The sequence below is a fragment of the Lysinibacillus sp. G1-3 genome (assembly GCF_056322905.1).
Genome location: NZ_JBWHYQ010000009.1, coordinates 18,105 through 42,552, shown reverse-complemented (window position 1 = coordinate 42,552; position 24,448 = coordinate 18,105). Strand labels below are relative to the sequence as shown.

The following is a 24,448-nucleotide window of genomic DNA, read 5'->3' as shown; positions in this document are numbered from 1 at the left end:
TGGCATTTACAAGTTATAATCGCCTTTTAATAATTAGTGGAAACAAGATATTAATCTATTCTTTGAATACATGTCCACAATGAAATAGTGTTGTTTAATTACACTTTTTTATAAAAAGGTATTAATAAAGTGTAAGCCCGAATTATAAAAAAATAGGCGCACCTTTTCGGTACGCATCACGAATAGCCGTGTATCATTGATTTTTTTATCAGATATACGGCTATTTTATTTTCCACATGCAGCTTGGATGTTTTTTGATCAAGACATGTACTGATTTAAAATTTCTAGGTTTCGGTGGATATCCAGATTCGGTAGATCCATCATTAACTTCATCAGGTATTGATAGAAGTCCACACCATTTGCTTTGACCGTTTCTGCGATGCTCAAGCAGATGGCGTTTGCTTTTGCACCTGATTCACTGACAGAGAAAAGCCAATTTTTTCTCCCTCGTTGGGATGAATGGCATTTTCAGCTGGATTATTATCGATTTCAATACGCCCATCAAACCTGTTGTATTAACGAATATCGAGTAGCCATTAGAAGTAATCCATATCATACGAATAAGAGATAGAAAATAGTCCAACCAATGCCAATGCCATTGCCATTGATCCATTACTGCTTTCATACTTTTATCCCCCAGTTTCACTGTCTATATCATCGTTCCTAAAACTTCTCATTTTCAAATCAAGACTAGAGAAAATAAATTAAATTGCACTACAGTTTTTGAGGGAAACTACCCATTCATTTCATTAACTATCCTCGTTTAAATTGCGATTAGCATCCCATGTATAATTCTCTATCACTATATAATGCAGGGATGATATTTCCTTCTTGTCTATATTCAAATAGAGTCAATATAGAAACTTTCAATTAAAATATAAATTTACGACCTTTATATTTTATCATATTAAGCTACTTTTCTTTTACATTTTTATCAAATTATATCATTCCCTTCTTCATACAGATAGGTAAGCCTTTGAAGTTATCTCTGGCTTTTCCCCTGTTCACACCGTACGTGCGACTTTCACCGCATACGGCGTTCCAACTAATCCAATTTATTCTTTCTGTATGAGGAAAGGAAAAAAGCAAATAGTATCATGCCTTGATAGCCCTATATCTTTTGATATTGCTTTGCTTCTTTTTTTGACCAACTTTTTCAGTAATTGATGCTACATTTCCGATATCAAGATAGTACAGAATTGGATGGCTCTGCTTCTGGAGAACCAATCCTCCCATCCTACTTTATACGAATAAATAAGTCTCAATTAAAGAAGCACCATTCAGAATGTAAACGGTGCAACAGGAGTTCTCGTTTAAGAATTTAATATTTGTAATCGATGAACCTCTTGTTTTTCAAGTAGTGGCTCTGTTTGCTGACCACAATATTTATAATGTTCAGTATTAGTATGAAAAGTAAGCGCCTCTTCATCTTTCCATCTTTCATAAAAAACAAATGTATCTCTATTTTCAACAGATTCATGAAGAGTATATTGAATACAGCCATCTTCGACTCGAGATGCTTCAACTAAATTTAATAACTCTTTTCTAAGCATTTCACCTTTCCCTGATTTAGCTTTTAAAACTACATTGATTATAATTTCGTTCATTATTTTCCCTCTTCTTGTTAAGCCATATCATTCTCTTATTCATACATATAAGAACGCGTCATAGGAATTGAATCATTAATGCCTTTTGTAAATACAAATTGATGTAAATCAATATTACCCGTAAAGAATGATGCCGCACAGGCATTTAAATATAAGCGCCACATACGAATGAATCTTTCATCTTTAGTCTGACGAATTTCCTCTAATGCATTTTCAAAATTTTGAGCCCAATGTTGTAGGGTTTTACCGTAATGTCTGCGTAAGCTTTCCACATCAACAATATAAAATTGTTGGTTTGTCATATTGGTGATTAATTCGTTGACAGCGGGAACATATCCGCCAGGGAATATATATTTATCAATCCAGCCATTGGTAGCACCATTCGTTGGAGAAGTTATACAATGAAGCAGAGATACCCCGCCGTTATTTAATAATTTATTAACTGTTTCGAAGTATTCCGTAATGTGGTCTTTTCCTACATGTTCAATCATGCCTACGCTAACAATTTTATCAAACTTACGATCTTGAATATCACGATAATCAAGTAAAGATACTTCAACTAACTCAGTAAGTCCCTCTTGCTTAATTCGCTCAGAAGTCTTTGTATATTGCTCCTCACTTAATGTTACGCCCATTGCTTTAACGCCATATTGCTTTGCGGCAGCCGTGATCAGTTCACCCCATCCGCAACCAATGTCCAGTAAAGTATCACCTTTCTGAAGATTTAACTTTTTTAAAATATGATTTACTTTATTATGTTGAGCTTTTTTTAGAGAATCATTTTCGCTTAGAAAGTATGCACAAGAATATGTCATTGTTTCATCGAGCCACAGTTTATAGAAATCGTTCCCGATATCATAATGGTGAGCAATATCTTCTTTATTTTTTTGTTTTGAGAAATTCCATTTACTTTTGAAATATTGCAATTTACTATTACCTAAAAAGCTATCCTGCTTTTTATAAATAGATTGAATTGCTTTTTCAAGATCTCCTTGTATTTCAAGATTTCCATTCATATATGCTTCACCGAATGCTATAGAAGGGTCCTTAGCAACCTCTTTTTTTGATAGAGGCTTATGGAATGTTACATGAAATAGAGGTTTTCCTTCACCATATTGTAAGGTTTCTCCATTCCAAAGTGTAATTTGAACAGGGTCTGAAAAGAGATTTTTTAGTATATTTTTATAAAAAAATTCTTCAACCATATAAACATCTCCTATAAATAAGATTAAAACTACCTTGATAATCAATTCATTTAGAATTAACTAATTATGATTGAGTTGAAGGTCAGTAACAGTACGTACTAATATGAACAGCCAAGGCTTTTTTGAAAAAGCTCTTGGCTGCTGTAGATCTTCAGATTTACATAAATACTCAATATATATTTTGTAATGCTTCTAAGCCATCTTTATAGATGCCATGGAATAGATCTATAGCTTCTTGGTCACTAACACCTACAGGCGTGAAACTGCCAGACCACTCTACCAATGATGATTTACCATCAGTATCTGCTTTAACGTGGATTGTAGATAAATAATTAGTAACCGGAAACGGTGCTTTCATAATTGAATACGTGTAGTAGCGTTCCTTATGATTGAATACTTCTAAACGCTCTACAATCGTATCACCATCAGGATTAGCTAGACTACGTACACGTCCACCCTCGCTTACTTTACTGCTTGGAATATAAGGTAACCAGTCTGGAAGGGAGTCAAAGCCACCGATTAACTGCCATACTTGGTCAGGTGAAGCTGGAATTTTAATAGATGTAATAATATTTGCCATTTTGATTATTCTCCTTTTTATTTAACGTCGATTGGTAGTGGTGCATTCGGTGCAATCAATTTTTGTTCAATCATTTCTTCCCAGAATGCTGCTGGAATGACTGTTTTCAATGCAGCTTGGTCTTCTGCAATTCGCTCTGGTTTAGTCGCACCAGGAACGACAGCAGCAACCGCTGGATTCGCTAGTGAAAATTGTAACCCTGCCGCCTTTACGCTAATTTGATGACGATCTGCAATATTTTTGATTTTCTCTACTTTTGCCATAATTTCTGGTGATGCTTTTTGATATTCGAAGTGAGCTCCTCCTGCAAGAACACCTGAGCTATATGGACCACCAACGACAATATCCATATTGTGTTTTTTTGCTGCAGGCATTAGACGTTGTAACGCTCGTTCATGGTCTAGTAATGAATAACGACCAGCTAACAAGGAAACATCCGGCTTTGCTTCTTCCAAGTCAAGCATAAGTTCAATTGGTTCTACGCGGTTTACTCCGAGTCCCCACCCCTTAATTACTCCTTCTTCACGTAATTGTGTAAGCGTACGGAACGCTCCTGTTCGAGCTATTTCAAATTGTGCCAGCCACTCATCACCATAAAAATCCTGGGCTGGATCATGAACAAAAACAAAATCCAGACGATCCGTTTGTAAACGTTTTAAACTATCCTCGATAGAGCGAAGGGTTGCATCAGCGCTATAGTCAGGGATAATTTTATTCTTACGACCAAACTCGAATATTCCACCCTTTTCTCCAAAATCACGTGCAGACGGATCTTCTAGTTCATCTGAAATAATTCGACCTACTTTTGTACTTAAAAAGTAATCATCACGATTTCTTTTCGATAGGGCTTCACCAAGACGAATCTCTGCTAAGCCTGATCCATAAAGTGGCGCTGTGTCAAAATAACGGACTCCACTTTCCCAGGCCGCATCTACAGTTGCTAATGCTTCTTCTTCTGGAATATTACGATACATATTACCTAACGGTGCTGTACCAAAACCTAGTTGTTTTCCTTGCAGTAAATCTCGCATCTATAAAACACTCCTAATGTAAGTATTAAAAATTGGTGCCAGTATGTTCAATGACTGGAGTCAACAAGTGTCATTTCTCTACCTGGCAAAACTGATTATGCAACACCTAAACATAAAAAAAAAGTACGCACTTTAAAGTAATATGGGCACTAATAAGTACCTATAACTGCTAAAGAATGTATATGAGTGTCCATAGAACCTCAGTTTTTATACAGTACCAGGATCAACTAAAAAAGCTCAGGATCAAAATTAATTGAGTATCTGAGCTTTGTTACTATATTTTTTTAGTGTACCGTTTAAACATTGTTGCAATTAGTTCTCGCATTAGGTGTATCAAAAAAATACGCAGTTTTGAAAGTTACTCGCAATTATATGAACTGTGCTCCCCAAATTGCTCACAGATTGCTCACAGAATTATTTTTTTCAGTCTTTTTTATTTAACTCAGTTGATTTTGCTATTGCTGAAAACCTTATTAAATCAACGTTTTCCATACTTATTTAACTGAGCTAAACAGCTTGATTTGGCCACTAAAAGACCTCCTTTTCCTAGAAAAAAGAAGGGCTTTTATAAAGGGGGTAGTAGTTGATCTAGTATATTAAATATTTTTATATACTCAATTTGTTTGACTTATATCATAACAATAGTCAAACAAATCTATCCCTCTTAAACCTTTGTAAATCATACGTTATTAAGGATGTTTGAGGTACAATTATGATTGCCAGTCCACCCTTATCCATATAACAAAATAGCGATTTTCCCCATTAATCATCACATCTTCTATAAAATATTTTAGTAGCTTTATATATAATCATAAAACTCAACTAATCAGATTAGTTGAGTTTAGTGTAAATTACTTTACTTATTACTTCCTAAAATCTTCGTACCAGGATTGTAATACGTGTTCTTATTATCATCCCATTCATCAGGGGACAATTCTTTGATTGTATTAAAAATGCACAAAAAATCGCTATGTACCTATTGGCACATAGCGATTTTCTTACGAGGGGAACATTTCATCAGCTATTGGAAGTGTAGTTTTTCCTAAAGTAAATGTTTCTCCATTGGGGGGAGTTTATATGAACCTCTATGAAGAGGAATGTTTAGAAAGCTCAAGTACAACTATTACTGTATTTTATTTAAGTTTGTTTTTTTACTATCTGCATCAAATTGGCTTATTGCTCCCGAGTGTACCTATTCGTGCTAGTTAAATAGCTTATACCTTCTCTTTAAATACCGCTTGTTTGCTTACTGAACTACTCACTATATTTTTATCTCTTCATTCCAAGAGCTTCATCAAGTTGATTTATTGCTTCCTCTATCGTTAATGTACCAGCCTCTACTTGGTTGAAAATTTCTTGTACTTTGTTTTTAGAAATCTCTTCTAAGTTAGCTGGTTTGCTTACTGTTTTTTTATCTCCCTTCATTCCAAGTGCTTCATCAAGTTGTTGTGTTGCTTCTTCTTTCGTTATTGTACCTACTTCTGCTTGTGTGAAAACTACTTGTACTTTTTCTTTAGAAATCTCTTCTAAGTTAGCTGGTTTACTTACTAGTTGTTTATCTCCCTTCATTCCAAGAGCTTCATCAAGCTGTTTTGTTGCCCCTTCTTTCGTTAATGTACCTGCTTCTGCTTGTTTGAAAATTTCCTGTACTTTTTCTTTAGAAATCTCATCTACGTTCGCTGGTTTACTTACTAGTTGTTTATCTCCCTTCATTCCAAGAGCTTCATCAAGTTGTTGTGTTGTTTCTTCTTTCGTTAATGTACCTGCTTCTGCTTGTTTGAAAATTTCTTGTACTTTTTCTTTAGCAATTTCATCTAAGTTTGCTGGTTTAATTACTAGTTGTTTATCTCCCTTCATTCCAAGAGCTTCATCAAGTTGATTTATTGCTTCCTCTTTCGTTAATATACCTGCTTTTACTTGGTTAAAAATTTCTCGTACTTTTTCTTTAGAAATCTCATCAAAGTTAGCTGGTTTACTAACTTGCCCTTTCACAATTTCACTACCTCCATTAATTTCGGTTGGGATTTCGGCAGCAAACGCAGCTCCAAAAGTCGAAAGTGCAAATACAGCACCTAAAGTTGTAGCAGCCAATTTCTTTCTCTTTTTCATAGTTTTTAATCTCCTTTTAAAGTAATTTGTCTTACAGTCTTGATTGTATAGGCGTTATCTGTAGTTACTGTGAAGACTATCTAAAGATTACCTGGAGATTTTGGGGCATATGGATTAATTTCCCGAAAATATTTTATCTCTGATTTGAGTTCTAGCATTAAGATTAGGCTCAAAGAAAGAGAACTCATTATTTCCCGCGTCCCTAAAATAACGTCCTAACCATCTAGATCATTTCTGCTGCTGCCAACTTACACAATGTTCGCTTTAACCTATTAAAATAAGCTGACGTCTAGGATGGACCGTCAGCTTTTCAACTTATTTATCTATTACATAATCTATTCTTGTGATTCATGCATAGGTTTTAAACAGCCCTATATTCGCACCAATTGCACTGCCTTCTTAACCTCCTGAACATCTTTTGCTAATACGCTCTTCACATTGGCTCCAAACCATTCCAATGATGCATCTACCTCCATGTTTGAACCTACTTCTGCTAGGAATTCACCATAATCAACCGTACCTTCAAACAATGGAACCATCCCTTCTCTAGACCCTGCTGCAGCATAAACATTGTTAGGAGCAAAAACATCAAGTTGTGCACGTGAGGCAATATTTTTAAAATGAAAATGTGAGATATAAGGACGAAGTTGCTTCATGGCGACAATAGGGTCCATCCCTGATTCCCATATATGTAAAACGTCAAAGTTCACTCGTAGGCTTGAGTGATTCGTTTCTTCGAGTAACTGCATTGTTGAAGGTAGATTATCTGTCAATGTGTTCGGATGAGTTTCAACAAGCAAATATTGTCCTTTCGACTCAAGATAATCACAGAGCATTCTAAGTCTAAAAATAAGTTCTTCCCTTTCTTTTGTACTCGTGTCTGAGCTACCCTTCTTTCCTACAAATGTACGAATCTTATTTGTTCCCCAGCGCCTTGCAAGTGAAGATAACCTCTCTGTTTCAGCCATCATCACAGAAACTGGTGCTTCTAATGGCAAATAATCACTAAGCATGCTCGTTTCCAAACCGTAGGAGCTTAGCCAATCTGCTCCATAATGAAGTTCATCTGCCAAGTTCTTTGCATGAACACCCCAGAGCTCGATTCCTTGAAAACCTTGCGTTTTTGCAAATTGGGCTAATTGGTCAATCGAGTGGAGATGGTGCCGAAACGAGATTGTACAAATAGATAGTTTCATATTATAACCTCTTTCTTGTGCTGTATTGTTAACCATGCTTGAAAGCATTCTTGTAATCCTTGCTTAATCTTGAACTCAAGGAGATTTTGTTCTTCTAACTTCACAAAAATATCTTCCGCTAATAACAAATTTTCCGTCAGCGCAAGCTTCATCGCTCGATACTGAATCGTTGTATAGCCATTCACTAGACGCTCAATTTCATTACACCATGTGTCAAAGCCTTCCTCTTCGCGGCCAAGTGCTTCCCAAAAAAATGCAAACGCATGCTCATATGCATACTTTCTAATCGCTATTACCGGCAATTGTTTTAATGCAGTCGGAAGTTTTGACATCCTTTCTTTTTCTTTTCCTTCGACATACTCTTTAATAATTTTGGTAATTGCATCTGTCAACGGATTACATTGAAGCTTTATACATGTATTAAAATAGGCTTCCACCGTCTCTGTAGTTGGAGGAATAATCGTCTTTGCATCAAAGTAATAACCACCTTCGACAGTTGGCTCTTGAATTGCAGCTAAAATTCTCTCTTTCGGTAAAATCCCTTCCCAGCGAAAATCAGGGTCATACATAAACCATTCTTCTTCATTTTCTGTTGATTCTAGCATCACATAATGAGGGAATGGACGTTGATGAAATTTATTCTCTCGCTCTGGAAGCATCGATAAATCCAGCATCACCATCACATGTTGATGTGAAGATTTATTCTCTAATAATCCTAGCAGTTTGTTTATATTTTCTTGTTTTGATTGCTTTTCGTCATACCATTTGTAAAGCTTGATTCCATAGAGCATTTCATACCATGTTTGAAAGAAATGATGATCAATTTGATCAGAGTGGTATGCTAGCATTCCATTTTCAAGCACATCAAAATCTGCGTCCCATACTCCAAAATAGTAGGGCCTATGATCGACGCCTTTCGTTTTCTTAATAACCTCACAAACACAGCTTACAAAACAATGAACTTTTATCATTTTTAGCCTCCGATTATTCTACCTTCTGCTGTTTTTCTAAAAAGCTTGCTAGTGTTCCTACTGTTTTGAAATCTTTCGGAACGAGAACCTCATCAGGAATGGAAATGCCAAGATCCAACTCTATATGAAGAATCAGTTGAAGGACCATAATTGAATCCATATACAAATCCTCATTTAATCGGGCATCTTCATTAAAAGAGGACAATGTCTGCAACTCTAATGAATTTTCCATAATATCGTAGATGCTCTTGATCAATTGTTGGCGCGTCATACTGGTATGCCTCCAAGTTTTTTTCTACTTACTTTTCCGTTAGGTAGCTTTTCAATTTCATGAACAAACACAAACTCCATCGGAATTTGATGTGGCGCGAGAAATTTCCGGCACCATTCTCTAAGTTCCATATTATCGATTGGTTCAGTAGACACATATAGAGCGCATACTCGCTCTCCTGATAAGTTGTCTTGTTTCTTATATACGACTGCTTCGACTATTCTTGGCTCATCCATTAACACATCTTCAACTTCTTTCGGATACACATTCAAGCCTGCTACATTAATCGTGTCATCTATTCTTGCAAGAAAAGAAAGAACATTATCCTCAATATAGCCAAGATCTTTCGTATAAATCGTTTGTGTAGACGTTTCAATGATAATTTCGCTCGGTGTTTGTTTGTTACCAGCTGTCACCTTCACATGAGGAAGGGGACAACCCATTTCTTTCGGATCTTCCACACTGAGGTGAATCGCAACACACCCTGATTCAGAGCATCCATACTGCTGTAGTACTTGGTTAGATTTCTCTCTTAACGATGTCAACCAGCTATGTGGCATCACAGTACCTGACGTCATCACGCGATCAAATTGTTGATCAATAGGTAATAATTTACTTAATGTATAAAGTAATGCTGGAGCCCCATAGAGTATGTGCTTAGGATATTCTTTTAGCTTTTTCAATATATATTTAGGATTACTATTCGTAATAATTACCGGCTTTGCTCCCCTTCTTATGCAAGCTAAGACACCACAAATGAATCCATAAGAATGAGTAACCGGACAAGCAACTACAGAATTTGTCAAGGAGTCTACAGGTAATGTCTTCACATAACTTTCAATCTCTTCTTCCACTGAACTCCACGTTCGTTCAATACATTTCGGAGCTCCTGTTGTACCTGAGCTCATTTGAACTAATACGCCTTCTTGGTTGTTGGAATGATTTGATAGTTCGATGAAAAAATCGATTGATTGGAACAACAAAAGATGACTACCTGCTGAAGAAGCAAGCCGTATAGAGCCCTCTTTAGGCGTCGCAGGATGGATTGGGACAACTGATCCACCTTTTTCACGAATGTATAAACAAAGAGCTATATATTGGAAAGTATCATCCGTACAAATAGCTACCCTGCGATTGTTACACTCCCTTAGATGAGGTAAGCTTTCAAATAGTTCAAACTGCTTCTCGATATCTTCTACTTTATAAAATTGATCGTTGACATAAAACATCATCATTTCCCCTTTTCATCCGCTTGCGCCAACGTATTGTTGACGTTATGTCGAAAATTACCTTCTTCTTGATTTTGAACTTTCTTTGTTAGCAAAGATTCAACATAAATATGTGTGCTAGTATGCTGAAGCTGTTCATTTCTTGAGCATAATGATGGAAAACGTTCAAAGTGCTTCTGTATTGCGTTCTTAACTAGACGCCAAAAACGTGTTTCTGCAAATCCATACTGCTCTTCTAGCAAATAAGATAATTCACTTAAATGAAACACGAATAGTGTATCCATAGCTAACTCTCGTAAAGCCTCTACTGAAGACATCCAATAATAATGATCGACGGGTGCACCTTTAAAACGTTCGTGTATCGTTTCAAAGTCTGGAACGAGGCTTCTGTCTGCAATGAATTCTTCCATATATTCAATACTGTCATGGAAATCCCTCAGTACAACTCGAGTTGGCCATCCATTTTGATGTAATAAAATCATATTTTGCGCATGTGCCTCAACAGCAATACCGTGAGCGACAAGCAAGTGCCACACAGGAATAACACTCACTTCGATCAATCGTTTTACCCACTCCTCCGTTCCATATCGGCGAAGCCAATCATCAATAAATGGACGCCCATCTCTCTCCATCATCATTAGTACCGTAAACGGTACTGCTTCCTCCTCATCCTTCATATACGAGCGCACACTTTCTCGCCATATGGAGCCAAGCTGACCTTCTAGTTTTCTACTATGTTTTTGTGTTTTCGGTTCAAAAATAATCCCTGCATATTCTTCCAGTACAATAAGAGACGTTTCATTATGTAAATAGTCGTCTAATTGAATCACCCGTTTAAGCCATGCTGAAATATGAGGAGCGGCACAAACAGCATGAGAATGTAACTTTCGTAATGAAGAGGTATTCACCATATTCATCGAGCATTTTAATTGCGCCTTTTTTGGATTTGAAAAATTCCATAATGTTCGTACTGATTGGGTTGCCCTATAATAATCTCCTTTCACATTTAGAGGTATTAGATCTTTTCGCTCCATTAATCCAGCTAGTTCTTGCTTCATGTTATGCCATTGCCAAGGATGAACTGGTAAGAACGTATATTCTTCAAATGTTCCATCGAATACCGCAAGCATTGCAAGAAGGTCTTCCCACAGCAAATTCCCTAGCTCTCTTTTCCAAAAGTTCTCTTCTTCTTCAAGAACAGAAATTCGTACGTAGCTTCTTCTCACTGCAACCCATTGAAGGGTAAAAGATTGCTTTGCCTCAGGGCCATAGTCTTTATGGTCGTCGATCGTAAAACCGGTTCTGGATTTAAAACAAGGGTGATATGGATGTCCTTCAGTAATTTCTGATTCTAATTCTTCATAGCTTGAACTTCTTCTCGACATAGGCATTTGGAGATGTCGATCATTCCATTCACAAAGCTTACTCGTCAAATGAAGTTCTTTCAGTAACCGAACTTTGTCTTGGCGAGTCGAAAGTAATTCATCTACTAGATCCTCAAGACTTGCTTCTAGTAACGTTTCATCTTTTCCTATGAGAAAAATACTATCTCCCTTTATTCGGATGCGATCAAATGCCATTCTTCTTCCTTCACAACGATAGGTGCACTTCTGTCCAACAAGAGTAAAAATTGAAGTCCATTTATCTAGAGGTGTTTCTTCATATTTGATTAGTCCTTCAAAAATCATTGCTTCTACAAGCTGCCGCCTTACACGTAACTCTCCTTGTTTAGAAGCTAAAGGCTGTAGCTGCTGCATATTCTGCCTCCTCATGCTGAAGAACAAACGGATTTGGAATTTTCGTGTATACCGCTTGTTCAAGTTCGGCTTCTAGTTCATCTACATCATGAAACCTTGTTAATAAATTTGCTTTGAACGCAAGCTCTTCTTGTTTTAGAATGTTACGAACAAATGCCTTCCCGAAACCTGTAAATTCTTTTTCTAATAAGTGGAGTTGATCGATAGACCACTTCAAAAGAATTTTTTCATCGATTAGCTGATCTGCTCCAAATCGAGATATAACGGGAAACAGTTGATTCATAAACAAATAATATGTAAATCTATCATGAATAAGGGCATCTTCGTAAAATAGCTCAGCTGTTTCATGTAAAGAAGGCTCTATTGAAAGTAGTACTTCTTTATATGTTTTTGATAAGTAATAACCTTGGTTATCTCGATAAAAATAAGTAGTTGGATAACCAGAAGAAATGTTTAACAGACTATTTTGCTGGTGTGCTTCGAGAGCGATCCCATGCTCATCGTATAATCTTAATAATGATTCAATAGCACATTTCCAATAGTCTTTAAACCAGTCTAAACTTACACTCTCTATTGAGCGGAATTCTGATTGAGATATTTTCATAATGAGCTGACACAATTTTGATTTTTCGTTTGGCAAGGGCTCTTGCACAAGAGTAGCGATCATGCATATTCCTTCATCATGCCCTTTAGGAAATACGTTTGAGCGAAAAATAACCTCAAACCCTGACTCCGTCTGATTTGGGAATTCTACAGTCATATAGGCTGGGTCATCAATCATCCGGAAAGATGGATAGTTCTGTAAGAAATCAATCTTATTCATTAACCGAGCCATAACAATTCCCGCTTTTAGTTCATGCGTTCTATTTACCCTCAATGAATTTGTTATTTTTACAGGAATTGAAAACTTATACATCATTTCTTCATTTGGGCTATATACCGTTCTAATTGAAGAAGTTGCTGTATAAAATGCCCCAAGCGCACCTTCGTATTTTATTACCCCTTCAGCAATCGCTTCTTTTACATACTGTTGTTGTAAAAGCCACTGTGCTTGAAGCGGGTGCATCGGAATGAGGCAATGCTTCTCTGACATAACAAAATCAGGTTGTGATTTTGTTAATGACTGAGTAATGAGTTCACTTGCACTTTTTTCTAATACAGAAGACTCTTTCACAATTTTACGGTCGACACGAAAATAGTGAAGTTGGAAAGAACCTTGTAGCTCTGGAGCAAAACTCGTTTGTTGCCAATCTGCCATCCCTTGTCTGCTTTTAGGTGTCGGATGAAGCCAATGGCCAAGTAAGAGAGACTGCTCAGCTTCAATAAACGTACCGTTAGCTCCATTTTGTTTCTTATCTTCCAAACTCTTTTCAATATAATTTGCCATCGTTTGATAGCTCTCTATAATGCGAAGAATGAGCTCATCAAAATGGGAAGAAAGTCCAAGACATCCATCCGCCTTAGCCATAAAATGTAGTTCCTGAATGAGCGTGATGAGTATCGTTAATTTATCTTCGACAAGCCATTGTTTTTGTTTCGTACAATACTTCAACGAGACACCAAATATATGTCTTCCAACTAGAGATTTGTATTCCATGCCAAATGCAAAACGTGTGTTTTGGATCGGCAACTCAATCTCTAACATATGCGCCTCTGTAATCAAGATAGATAGTCGCTGTTCTTTTATCCACTCCTCCTTTCTGACCCAATGTCCGCTACTCACCTCTCGTATATAACAATTCATAAACGCCTGAAACGTTGCATTTTCTGCAATCTGTTTAGCTATCTGTTGCATGTAATTAATCATCCTTTCACTAAGCCTTCTCCCTACCAAATGATAATAATTATCACTCACTGATAAAAAAATTAGTCTCCCTAATTAGAAAGACTGATGATAAGAAGCGAATAGAAACAAATGTGGTGCTGATAACAATTGATAATGATTATCACTTTCAATTACAATTACATATTATAGGAAAGACTGAAATGACTCAACCGTCTAAAGACCTATATGGCAATATAAACCATCGAAATAGGTAAAAGTGTAGAAGAATATTTCGTTTCTTGTATCACTTGCGCAAGATTATTGATACAAGAAACGGCGTGACGACAAAATATTACGAAGAACTAGAAAACGTCAAAAAATTTCACATCCTAACATGCAAAATTTTTTGACGTTTTTTAATTAATATTTATTTAGTTACTAGAAAAGATGCCCAATATAGACAGAGTATCAACGTATATAAAGCCCCTCAGTATTAGCTATCTTTTCAAATAGATCAAGATTTTGTTCACTATATATGATAAACGCTAATCCACCCCCTCTAAATACAATATTCTTTTCAGGTATAATGAAGAATACATCAAGATGATCCGAAACAGCTAATTTAATGAGAGAAAGTAACATAGAATACTCATCAATGTTTATTAAATTTGATTCTTCACGATTTTTTGGTAATATTTCATTCCATTCCCTCTCGTAGAATTTATAATACATTGTATCTTTATACAAAGTTAATGGTACATCATAAGAAGCATAAAATTCAGATGATCCTAACCATATCAGTTCAAAAAATTTCTCGAATTTTTCTAAGCTTTTAAAATACGAATGAAATTCCTGATTTTTTTGTTGGAAATCTTTACTTTCCAATTTATCAAAGAATACTTCTACTTGACTAAACTTTTCATTACTTTTTATTTGATAAGGATAAATATCCAGTATTTTAAGATTCTCATACTCACAAAGTTGATATAGTAATTCGTCTACTTTTTTACTATCTCTATTTTTAGCCTCTATGCAAATACGATTTACTAAATTTTCTAATGACATGCCATATACCTTCTTTCATTATTTTCTTAATACTTCACCTTTTTTTCTCCTAATTCCAATCATTGTACGTGTAATACTCTTCAGATATTGGCATGTAATTTGGGCAGAAATCAAGCAAATGTCGTCTTCTTTTTTCAAGGGACGTATGTGATGAAAAAACATCACATACATCACGTTTATCGTTGACTTCAATATCTTTAAGACAAAACACTTCATTATCGATATCAACAAATGGACAGAAGTTACCGTATCTACACGATTGGCAGGAAGCTATTTTTATATTTTGTAGAAGCACTTTTTGTAGATTCACAATAGCAACTTCTGTAGCATCCGATGTCTTTGCTATATAACGTTAACTTTCTAAAGAAATTTCATAGTAGATACTTTCCAATTCGTCATTTTCTGATTGCTCATAAAATACTTTAGTTGGTATGATGGTAACCTTATCATCTATCAAATAATAAACGGACATTATTTTTTCGATTACCAACAGTTGGTCATCCCCTTTCAATTTTCTATTCTAAATATCGAACTTCGACAAACGTTATGTATCGTAGATCTCTGTCATTTCATATGTAAATAAACCGATATTTTACAACAAATAAAAGAATCCATTTTTTAAAAAATTTGTTCAAAATGGATTCTTTTTTAAAAGGTTTTAGCTTTCATAAAGTGAAATTTTAATGAGTGGGGGTTTTCTTCATCCCCCACTCATTATTAGTTGAACGAATCGGGCTTTACGGGCAGTTTATCTCCCAACTAACTTCTTTGCTTTTACCGAATTTTGAGGTGGAGGCATAACTGCCCGTTAAAGCAGGATATACAAGTTTGATCATTTTTTACAGCGTTACCGTTTTTGTTGCAACTGTTTGTTGAAATGCTTGATCATGCTCAACAAACACCATTGTCGGATTAAATTTTTGAATAAGCTCTTCAATCTGCATGCGCGAATAAATATCAATAAAATTCAACGGTTCATCCCAAATATAGATATGCGCTTTTTCACATAAACTTTTGGCGATAAGCAGCTTTTTCTTTTGTCCACCCGAATAATGAGATATATCTTTTTCAAATTGAATTCGGTCAAAGTCCATCTTACGTAGGATCGATTTAAATAACGTTTCATCAATCCCATGCTCCTCAATAAAGTCCGATAACATTCCCTTCAAATGAGAAGTATCTTGTTGGACATAGGAAATAATGAGGCCTGAACCTGCATACATCGAGCCTGTATGCTGTATCTGATCTCCTTGAATGAGTTTGAGGATACTACTTTTTCCGCTTCCATTCTTTCCATCAAGCACAATTCGGTCACCTTGTTCAAGTTTAAAGCTAATTGGCTTATTCACTATTTGGTTATCGTACTGAACAGACACATCGGCCAAAACAATCAATTCATTTGAATGAAACGTCAATGACTCTAATTTTAATGACTCGGTTTTTTCCACATTTTTCAACAGTTTTGACTTTTCCTCAATAGCTTTTTGTTGCCTTGATTCAAGGTTTTTTGCTCTCTTCATCATCTTCGCTGCTTTATGCCCTACAAAACCTTTGTCTAACTTAGAGCCTGAATTCGTTGTCCCATTTTTGGAAGCTTCCACTTGATTAGACCAACCGGATGTCCGCTTTGAAGATTGTTTTAATCGCCCTATGTCTTTTTGTAGACGCTCATTAGTTGCCTCTTCGTGTTCCTGCTGTCGATCAAAATTCAGTTTCCAAGAAGAATAGTTACCACTTTGAACTTCAATATTTGCCCTATTTATAGATAAAATATGATCAACACAGCCATCTAAAAAGTTTCGGTCATGTGAAATTAAAATAAATCCTTTTTTCTTCCTTAAATATTCAGAGACTATCTTTCGCGCTTCCGTATCTAGATGGTTGGTTGGCTCATCAATTAATAGAAATTGTCCCTCTGTTAAGAAAAGTGCAGCAAGTAACACCTTTGTCTGTTCTCCATTTGATAATGTATGAAAAGGTCGATACATGACCTCGGCATCAACGTCTAAATAGGATATTTCACGAAGAATTTCCCAATCTTCTGCTTGGGGGCAAATTTCCTCCATGATTTCATGGGTATACTTGTTTTTATCCGAAACTGGATAAGGGAAATAATTAAATTCGACCGAAGAATTGATTTTCCCACTATACTCATAATTCCCTAATAATAAATTAAAGAATGTTGTTTTTCCTCGTCCATTTCTACCGATAAATCCAAGTTTCCAATCCGTATCTATTTGAAAGCTTACATTTTCAAAAATATTGTCAAAGCTGCTTGGATAAGAAAAAGTTAAATTTTGAACTTGTATCATTGACATGATAATTCCTCCTTTGTATATCAACTCTTTTTACTTTTTATACAAAGTCGGCATATCCATCCATTTTAAATTTCTCCGCATAAGTTTGATGGATATTAACGACTTGTACGGAGTAATACATGCGTAACAATAGTATCTGAATCGCCCATTTCTCTCTCCCCTTATCGATTATTGTTTATGAGAGAATAAAAAAATCCTCCCAATTTGTAATTGGAAGGATTAGTCTTTTACTGATTGTAAATAAGTCCCTTAATTGCCAATGGAAACATGACAAATAAAGTATAAACTGATTTATAAAAATGGACAGACTAATCCTATATTTTGTAATTTGAAGTTTGAAGTTTGAAGTTGTTCATTTCAAATAAAAATATAGTTTAGTTAATCATCGTCCATTCATCAGTCCTCTCATAATTTGTATTTTTATTTTACCAAATTTTTTTATGAAATACAAATCAGCGTCGATATCAATGCAAAATTGAGTTCTAATGGTCGCCTGACAGTAAAATTTAGTGAAGTCTCCCCAATCTATATACCTATCCCTTCAATCTTTTTTGGACTATTATTGGCATTCGAATAACACTAAAATAGGAGTTCCCTTTTCGCCTTCCCAAAGCTCAACAAAAAAACAGTATCCATTAGGGAAATCATTTAGATACACTTCATCATCAGGGCTGATATTATATTTATATTTTGTATTCCATTCATACTTAATATCATTAATCGACAGTAGCTCTAATTTGCTTGTTTGTTCTGTTTAATAGTTACAGATAAATATCATTTCTACTAATCCATTAAAAATCATTTGTTCAAGTTCCAGTAACGTAGGAGTATCAGGGTAAACTTTACTTGAAACTAATGCATCATCGTTAAAAATCTGATTTTTGTCTTTGTCTATGAAATGGCCTTTTCTTCTCACAATAGTCATCCCTTTTTGTTTATTGTGCTTTCATTACTTCGCTATCCACAATCAAGCAAGATCGTTATCAAAATCTGATCTACCCTATCATTACACTAGTCTTTACTTCTAGCTCAAAATTTATATTATTTAAAAAAGAGTATGCTTTTCTAATAAATAAAGGCTGTTTTCTAAAAGATTGTTGCTATTAAGACATAAAGACAGATTAATAAGTACTGTCTTTTCAGAGGCTCAATACTCAAACATTGTGACATTATCCCAGTTGGTTACCTACATACGCTCATAAATGACATCATTATAAGCCTCATAGTTTCCATAAATATTTAGAAATAAAAAACAATTTATTAACAAACGGCAGACAAACAACGTTTTCTACAATAATAATTCTTAGACTAGAAAATATTATTGTAAGCTAGCAAAAATCAGTATAAAGATGATAAAATATTCTCATAAAGGGGGCTTTCAAATATGGGGAAATTAAGCAAAAGGAACATTCTGTGGGTTGTGCCAATCGGGATTTTAGGGGTATTCTGGTATTTTTACGGTCCACAAAAGGACATTACAGATAATGAATATATTACATATGTTAAAAACTATTCATTCGAAAATAGTAATAAGACATTAGAATCTGGCTTTGCCAACACTTGTAAAAATCCATATTGGGTATATTTTAAAACTCAAAAAGGACAGGACGTTGTAGAATTTAAAGGAGATTGTCCTGTCAATAAAAAAACTGCAAAAGTGAATGTTCAATTTTTAGTTGATCGGGATATGACAAATGTGAGATATGGTGCAATGCTCGTCGAGAATAAAATGCAGGAGGAAGCGGATCGAGACAAGTTCATACTCGCATTAGTAAGTAAATAGTTCAATTATGCCTCGGCATAATTGCGCCCGGTATTGAAAGAAGGTAAAAGCTCTCGTTTCATAAGAAAACGAGAGCTTCTTTTATTAAATTGAAGGATAGGATGGTCGATCTACAGTTAGCACCTTTCCCTCCCAACTTCAAGGTGGCGTATTACAGCCCGTTAATTTGGGATAAAATATAATTGAAGAATCTTATTCAACAGTAAAATCCCCAGAATTAGTTTTCACATTTATTGTATTAATACCATCCCCAATAGTCCCATAAGCACTATTTTTCCCTTTGTCATCATACATAATATTTTTCAACTTTATAACTGGTTTTCCGGAATCTCCTTTAAAATCTATTTTGAGAGATTTAGGATCTTGTCTGAAAGTTGTTTGGACATCTCCGCTTGTTGTAACAACATCTAATGAATTCATCATTTCTTCTATTATCATTGAAACATGCCCAGATTTTGTATTTATCATCCCACTTGGTGAAAACAACTCATCTATTTCTACATTTCCACTATTAGATCTCATTGAAATTTGGTCATTAGCTTTGGCCCTTTTAATAACTTGATCTCCAGATGTAGTTTGTATATTAATTCTATCGGCTATTACGCTTCCTATATCAATATCACCAGAAGTTGTATGTATCAACAATTCTCTATAAGCTCTTTCAGGTAAACTAACTTGTAAGATAACATCCTTTTCACTTCCTAATTTGATACCTATACTGTTTTCATTTGTTAAGTATGAAACTTTCAGCAATCCTCCTTCTTTTTCTATATTTAACTGATATTTATCTTTAAGATCCTTTTGAATTTCCCCTTCTAACTTCACTGTCATATCTTTTGTCGCGCTCGGTATAATTTTAATATCAGCAGCTGTAGTTTCGAAATTAATATCTTTAATAGTATCGATCTCAATCTCTTTTTCTTCTTGAACAGATGTTACTTTGGCAAAACCGGGTCCTATAAACGAGTAACCTATTATTGCAGCTATACAAATCAATATACCGCCAACAACTTTTTTCATTATTCTTACCTCCTAAAATAACATTCAAATACACAATCTCTAAGGTCATGTATTCTCCCCTTTTATACTGCTTTAATTTTATCGATCAAAAGCGTCTTTTCTCTTACCTATCTCTTACAAAAACCTTAATTTTCCAATATAATTAAATAATCGGGTGTGAAATGCTTTAATTCTGAAAAAAAAGCTACTACTCGCAACAAAAAAACTCATGCAATTCATTACCTTTTGCATGAGTTTTATTTTGTTTATTTTACGGACTGGATAATGTTTAGCTCAAGTATTCGAATTTCCTTATTTAGCTTAGTAATAGCTGCTTCTATTTGTTCAAAGCTTTCCAAATGACTTTTATCGACATTGTGTGTGGGTAGCGCTCCCTTTAACGCTGCCTGCCCTGCATATAGAATTTCAAGTAAATCCAACTTTTCAAAATAAGCTGTGCTATATTGTATCTCCATTCTATCAAAGCCCCTTACTGTTACTTTTTCACTACTAATAACACGATGCCTTTATTAGCACTATAACCGAAAAAAGCAAGCACAAAACCACATCTTAGTCATCATTTATTAACCAATAAAATGCATATCAATAATGCAAATATATTTTCATAGGTTAAAGGATTTATTATTAATAAAGCGGCACTTTAATCAGTAGGGTTTTCCTCATTCCCCAATCATTATCAATTGAACGAATTAGGCTTTTACGTGACGTTTATCCCCCACCCACTTTTTCGCTTTTGCCGAATTTTGAGGTGGAAGAAATGATCCCTTATATATTATTTAAAATGGAATAGACAAATGTATCGTGTGCCAGCCCGTTTTGATACATATAATCTCTAAGAATTCCTTCCTTTTGAAAGCCTATTTTAGTTAGCAGCTTATTCGAGGCTTCATTTTCAATAAATACAACAGCACCTATACGAGTTAGCCCCATATTTTGAAAGCCATACGACACAATTTCGGTAACCGCTTCTTGCGTATATCCTTTTCGCCAATAATCAGGATGAATTTCATAACCGATTTCTGCTCGTCTATGTATAGGCGACCAGGCATGAAAACCAATTGTCCCGATTATACCCTTTTCTCCCTTCCTCTCAATGCCCCATCTTATCCCTTTTTTTGCGGCAAAGTTTTTTGAAAATAAGTCCACTAAATCTTCTGCTTGTTGTAACTCTATAAATGGTTCTTGTCCGTAATAGCGGGTAACTTCTTCATTAGAAAAGCAATTGAAAAGGCTTTGCGCATCATCCTGCGTCAGCTCTCTTAAAATAAGTCTTTCGGTCTCTAAATTTGGAAACACAAACTTCTCCCCCTTTAATTACATTTATTCTCCACACTCCCGTTAAAATCCTTTAATACAAAAAAGCACACCCAATAAAACGTGTGCTCACTTTGTTTATATGTTTTATCCAAAAATTTGTGCAGCTATAGCAAATAGTGTATCATTTCTAGTTGGCATTTTTTCAGTATGTAGAATCATCACTGGAGGTTTATTTACCTCTGTAAAACCACTTTGCTCTAACCATTTTAGAAATTTAGCATGACCGGATGGTACATCTATTCTTAATTTTCCATTATGATCCTTCGCTAATGTATTAATGATGAGACTAGCTGTTAGAGAATCAGGCGCAATAATAGGGCCTAAAATTAGATTAAGTGGTCCTAAAATGGATAATCCAAAGCCTATAATTTCCCCATGAGAATCTTTCATAACGATACATTGCTTCGATTGTTTTATTCTATTCTGTAGAAAATTACTTCTTTTAACTCCAAAGGCTACTGCATCTAAGCTGACAATATCGGCAAAATTTTGCTCATGAAAATCTTCAATTGTATACTCGTTACAGGCTAGGTTTTTGTCACTGAAAAAGTTGTTACTCAGATATTTATGTACATAATCAACAGTGGCAAAGCCCATTTTCTTATATAACGGTACACCCTCTTCCGTTGCGACGAGCATAATTGCCGTATATTCTGAAACACTTTCAATACATTTTTGAGTAGCTACTTTCCCAAGGCCAAGCCCTCTGTAATTTTCATGCACTATAACCATGCCTATAGAAGCTATATTTGAATCATATCTGATAATGGCCGCACTTGAAACAATTTCCCCCTCAGCATTTTTATGCCCAAATATTTCACCAGACTTCATCACTGTTCTAATTTCAAATTCATCGTAATCCCATCCGACAGAGTTAGATAGTGCAATTAATCCTGTAATATCATTTTCTTCGAATACTACTAAATGTAATTGATTAAATGTAGTCATTTCCCTCTCCCAATAAAGAACGTTTGTTTCTATTTTATATGTATACCCTTTTATGCACAAGTTTATTTTTTAAAAAAATTCAGATTCGTCATCAAAAGTTAGAAATGACATTTTTAAACGTTGTAATTTGAAAAAGGCCAAGGAAGCCTTTATCCTGTTTGAAAGCGAAGCGGCAGCAACAACAAATGTTTTCTGCGCGAAAGCAAAGCGGCAACGACAAATGTTTTCTGCGCGAAAGCAAAGCGGCAGCGACAAAGCGCCCAGCCGGAACGGAAATCAACCACAAGGTATGGTATAGAACCTAAATATTGAAATTATTTCTATATATGCCTTTTAAAAATTACAATTATCTATATAATAGAAGCTAGACTATGCACTCCTACTTTTAGCATATATAGGTGATTGAAAATGACATCTTATGAACGAATACTTATAATGGTCCCGCCGTTTCCCTAGCTACGTCTACTCTTTTCTAAAGAAGTAGATTTTGCTTGTAGGAGGGCAATAAGTTGAAAAAACATGTAGCACCATCTTTGTTATTAATGATTGTTCTTGTAGCTTTTCCACAGATTAGTGAGACAATCTATACACCATCTCTACCTGATATTTCAAATGCATTAAATGCTTCAAATCGCTCTGTACAGTTAACTTTAAGTATTTATTTTATAGGGTTTGCTATCGGTGTCTTTTGTTGGGGATGGCTTTCTGATTTTATTGGACGAAGACCGGCCATGCTAGGCGGTTTAATATTTTATGGTATTGGAAGTTTCATGTGTTTTTACGCAGAAACGATCACTTTTCTATTAGTAAGTAGATTTATTCAAGCTTTTGGGGCAGCGACAGGCTCCATTATTACGCAAACCATTTTGCGAGAAAGTGTATCCGGCAGTAAAAGACATGCGATGTTTGCGCAAATTTCTGCAGTCATTGCGTTTACTCCTGCTGTAGGGCCGCTGATTGGTGGTTGGGTCGATCAAGCACTTGGTTTTAGAGCTGTTTTCTTTGTACTCGTTGCGATGAGTATTTTGTTGTTTATCTATGCTTATTTCAGACTTCCTGAAACAACAGAACAATCAACTAGAAAAAGAACGGCTATTTTTCCAGTTGTAAAACGAATGATTTCATCTCCACGGGTTCTTGTCTTTGGGTTACTAATTGGTGGGATAAATGGTGTGTTATTCAGTTACTATGCTGAAGCTCCTTTTATCTTTATTGACCACTTCAATTTATCCCCTGGACTTTATGGATTTCTTGGTATAATTGTGGCTCTCGCCTCTATTATCGGTGCCATGATTTCTAAACGACTAGTCAACAAATATCAGCCAGAAAAAGTTATTCATCTCGGTTGTTTGGTTATGACTGTCGGCGCTTTATTACTACTAATCGTTAGTACATTACCATTGCCTACTATCGTCTTACTAATAGGCATGTTAGTGACCATTTTTATTACATTATTAGGATCAGGAATTGCTCTACCTAATTGCCTAAGCCTTGCGCTTGTCAACTTTCAGGACGTTATCGGGACAGCTGGCGCGATTTTCAGCTTAGGCTATTACTTACTCGTAAGCTGCATAACGTCAGGTATGAGTTTCCTGCATACTGGTTCTTTGATAATTATGCCACTATATTTCTTCATTTTAACGATGATTCTTTTCATATTCGGAAGAAAATTTATTGATTAAACTATTGTAGCGGGAATATATAAATCAATAGCGCTTCCTTTACTGGCCACCCTATATATCTATTAGGGTGGCCTTTTATTTACTGAAAATAATAATTGACTACTTCTTCAGCCGAATGAAAAATAATATTGCTTTGCGTTTTATAAATAAACTTTGGTGAAGTACAAGCTTTTTCAAGACTTTTTGCGTACTTTAATGTATCGGTCATTTGCTCGATAATCTCAGAATAGCCATCAAGGTTATTAGAGATCTTTGGCATCATTGTATCGGAAACGTCTAAAACAAGGGAAACTTGATCCTCCGCATAACTATTCAAATTAATGAAAAAGCACTCTTCCAAATCTTTCGAATGCTTGTCAACATTGATAACTGCTTCATTATAATTTGCGATTAGTCCTGTAGATGTCACTGTAATGGTAAAGCCTTGTTCAGTTAATTTTTTATTAATGGCATCTAACAATGTATTGACTTCCGCATCCATTTTAGGTGTTACAGTTGTCTGTATTAAATTATCACAATTTTGATGAAGAGTATCAATTTCTGCCTGCTTATCTACAAGTAATTTAAAGTTTGATATCGAATACACACTAAATC

At 35.2% G+C, this 24,448-nt stretch carries 20 protein-coding genes and 1 pseudogene; 2 read left to right on the top strand and 19 right to left on the bottom strand.

All coding sequences use genetic code 11. The features are described from left to right. Positions 1-258 precede the first annotated feature (258 nt). The 14 genes and pseudogenes from ACVYAD_RS10880 to ACVYAD_RS10815 all read right to left on the bottom strand — a co-directional run. Positions 259-503, bottom strand: a pseudogene (locus ACVYAD_RS10880) (IS66 family transposase); the annotation flags it as partial. A gap of 810 nt (positions 504-1,313) precedes the next feature. Then, positions 1,314-1,607: a putative quinol monooxygenase gene (locus ACVYAD_RS10875; RefSeq protein WP_476426396.1), complete on the bottom strand. Its 294-nt coding sequence runs from the start codon at positions 1,605-1,607 to the stop codon at positions 1,314-1,316. A gap of 35 nt (positions 1,608-1,642) precedes the next feature. After that, the gene (locus ACVYAD_RS10870; RefSeq protein ID WP_476426394.1) at positions 1,643-2,812 is read right to left on the bottom strand and encodes a class I SAM-dependent methyltransferase; all 1,170 of its coding nucleotides are present in this window, start codon (positions 2,810-2,812) and stop codon (positions 1,643-1,645) included. Between the two features lie 169 nt (positions 2,813-2,981). Next, positions 2,982-3,392: an SRPBCC family protein gene (locus tag ACVYAD_RS10865; protein ID WP_476426392.1), complete on the bottom strand. Its 411-nt coding sequence runs from the start codon at positions 3,390-3,392 to the stop codon at positions 2,982-2,984. A gap of 17 nt (positions 3,393-3,409) precedes the next feature. Further along, positions 3,410-4,423, bottom strand: coding sequence for an aldo/keto reductase (locus tag ACVYAD_RS10860; protein ID WP_349658459.1), 1,014 nt, complete (start codon positions 4,421-4,423; stop codon positions 3,410-3,412). A 1,269-nt stretch (positions 4,424-5,692) separates the two neighbouring features. Further along, a complete protein-coding gene (locus ACVYAD_RS10855) occupies positions 5,693-6,532 on the bottom strand; it encodes a hypothetical protein (protein WP_476426390.1) in 840 nt (279 codons plus the stop codon). A 371-nt stretch (positions 6,533-6,903) separates the two neighbouring features. Continuing rightward, entirely contained in the window at positions 6,904-7,728 is an 825-nt protein-coding gene (locus ACVYAD_RS10850; RefSeq protein ID WP_349658461.1) for a sugar phosphate isomerase/epimerase family protein, read from the bottom strand. After that, positions 7,725-8,699: a DUF6005 family protein gene (locus tag ACVYAD_RS10845; protein ID WP_476426388.1), complete on the bottom strand. Its 975-nt coding sequence runs from the start codon at positions 8,697-8,699 to the stop codon at positions 7,725-7,727. The genes ACVYAD_RS10850 and ACVYAD_RS10845 overlap by 4 nt, the downstream gene beginning before the upstream one ends. Positions 8,700-8,712: 13 nt before the next feature. Further along, positions 8,713-8,970, bottom strand: a complete 258-nt coding sequence (asbD, locus tag ACVYAD_RS10840) for a petrobactin biosynthesis protein AsbD (protein ID WP_049666019.1) — start codon at positions 8,968-8,970, stop codon at positions 8,713-8,715. Then, positions 8,967-10,205: an AMP-binding protein gene (locus ACVYAD_RS10835; protein ID WP_476426386.1), complete on the bottom strand. Its 1,239-nt coding sequence runs from the start codon at positions 10,203-10,205 to the stop codon at positions 8,967-8,969. Before ACVYAD_RS10835 ends, asbD begins: the two co-directional genes overlap by 4 nt. After that, positions 10,202-11,956, bottom strand: coding sequence for an IucA/IucC family protein (locus tag ACVYAD_RS10830; protein ID WP_476426384.1), 1,755 nt, complete (start codon positions 11,954-11,956; stop codon positions 10,202-10,204). The genes ACVYAD_RS10835 and ACVYAD_RS10830 overlap by 4 nt, the downstream gene beginning before the upstream one ends. After that, on the bottom strand, positions 11,928-13,751 hold the full coding sequence (locus tag ACVYAD_RS10825) for an IucA/IucC family protein (protein ID WP_476426382.1): 1,824 nt from the start codon (positions 13,749-13,751) through the stop codon (positions 11,928-11,930). The genes ACVYAD_RS10830 and ACVYAD_RS10825 overlap by 29 nt, the downstream gene beginning before the upstream one ends. Before the next feature lie 438 nt (positions 13,752-14,189). Continuing rightward, the gene (locus tag ACVYAD_RS10820) at positions 14,190-14,786 is read right to left on the bottom strand and encodes a hypothetical protein (protein WP_476426380.1); all 597 of its coding nucleotides are present in this window, start codon (positions 14,784-14,786) and stop codon (positions 14,190-14,192) included. 839 nt (positions 14,787-15,625) lie between these two features. Continuing rightward, a complete protein-coding gene (locus ACVYAD_RS10815; protein ID WP_476426378.1) occupies positions 15,626-17,104 on the bottom strand; it encodes an Lsa family ABC-F type ribosomal protection protein in 1,479 nt (492 codons plus the stop codon). 1,384 nt (positions 17,105-18,488) lie between these two features. On the opposite strand from ACVYAD_RS10815, the gene ACVYAD_RS10810 reads away from it, so the two are divergent. After that, positions 18,489-18,887 (top strand): glucosamine 6-phosphate synthetase, encoded by a 399-nt coding sequence (locus tag ACVYAD_RS10810; RefSeq protein ID WP_476426376.1) that lies wholly within the window; start codon positions 18,489-18,491, stop codon positions 18,885-18,887. 192 nt (positions 18,888-19,079) lie between these two features. On the opposite strand, the gene ACVYAD_RS10805 is transcribed toward ACVYAD_RS10810, so the two are convergent. The 4 genes from ACVYAD_RS10805 to ACVYAD_RS10790 all read right to left on the bottom strand — a co-directional run bounded on the left by ACVYAD_RS10805 (position 19,080) and on the right by ACVYAD_RS10790 (position 22,172). Beyond that, positions 19,080-19,907, bottom strand: a complete 828-nt coding sequence (locus ACVYAD_RS10805) for a DUF4097 family beta strand repeat-containing protein (protein ID WP_476426374.1) — start codon at positions 19,905-19,907, stop codon at positions 19,080-19,082. 245 nt (positions 19,908-20,152) lie between these two features. Next, a complete protein-coding gene (locus ACVYAD_RS10800; protein ID WP_476426372.1) occupies positions 20,153-20,362 on the bottom strand; it encodes a hypothetical protein in 210 nt (69 codons plus the stop codon). Between the two features lie 310 nt (positions 20,363-20,672). Then, complete coding sequence (locus tag ACVYAD_RS10795) at positions 20,673-21,203, bottom strand: GNAT family N-acetyltransferase (protein ID WP_476426370.1); 531 nt, start codon at positions 21,201-21,203, stop codon at positions 20,673-20,675. A gap of 105 nt (positions 21,204-21,308) precedes the next feature. Next, positions 21,309-22,172 carry a GNAT family N-acetyltransferase gene (locus ACVYAD_RS10790; protein ID WP_476426368.1) on the bottom strand — a complete coding sequence of 288 codons (864 nt, stop codon included), beginning with the start codon at positions 22,170-22,172 and terminating at the stop codon, positions 21,309-21,311. Positions 22,173-22,681: 509 nt separating this feature from the next. On the opposite strand from ACVYAD_RS10790, the gene ACVYAD_RS10785 reads away from it, so the two are divergent. Further along, positions 22,682-23,854, top strand: coding sequence for a multidrug effflux MFS transporter (locus ACVYAD_RS10785; RefSeq protein ID WP_476426366.1), 1,173 nt, complete (start codon positions 22,682-22,684; stop codon positions 23,852-23,854). A gap of 79 nt (positions 23,855-23,933) precedes the next feature. Here the strand turns inward: ACVYAD_RS10785 and ACVYAD_RS10780 are convergent, their stop codons facing one another. Then, positions 23,934-24,440 (bottom strand): hypothetical protein, encoded by a 507-nt coding sequence (locus tag ACVYAD_RS10780; protein WP_349658477.1) that lies wholly within the window; start codon positions 24,438-24,440, stop codon positions 23,934-23,936. Positions 24,441-24,448: the final 8 nt, after the last annotated feature.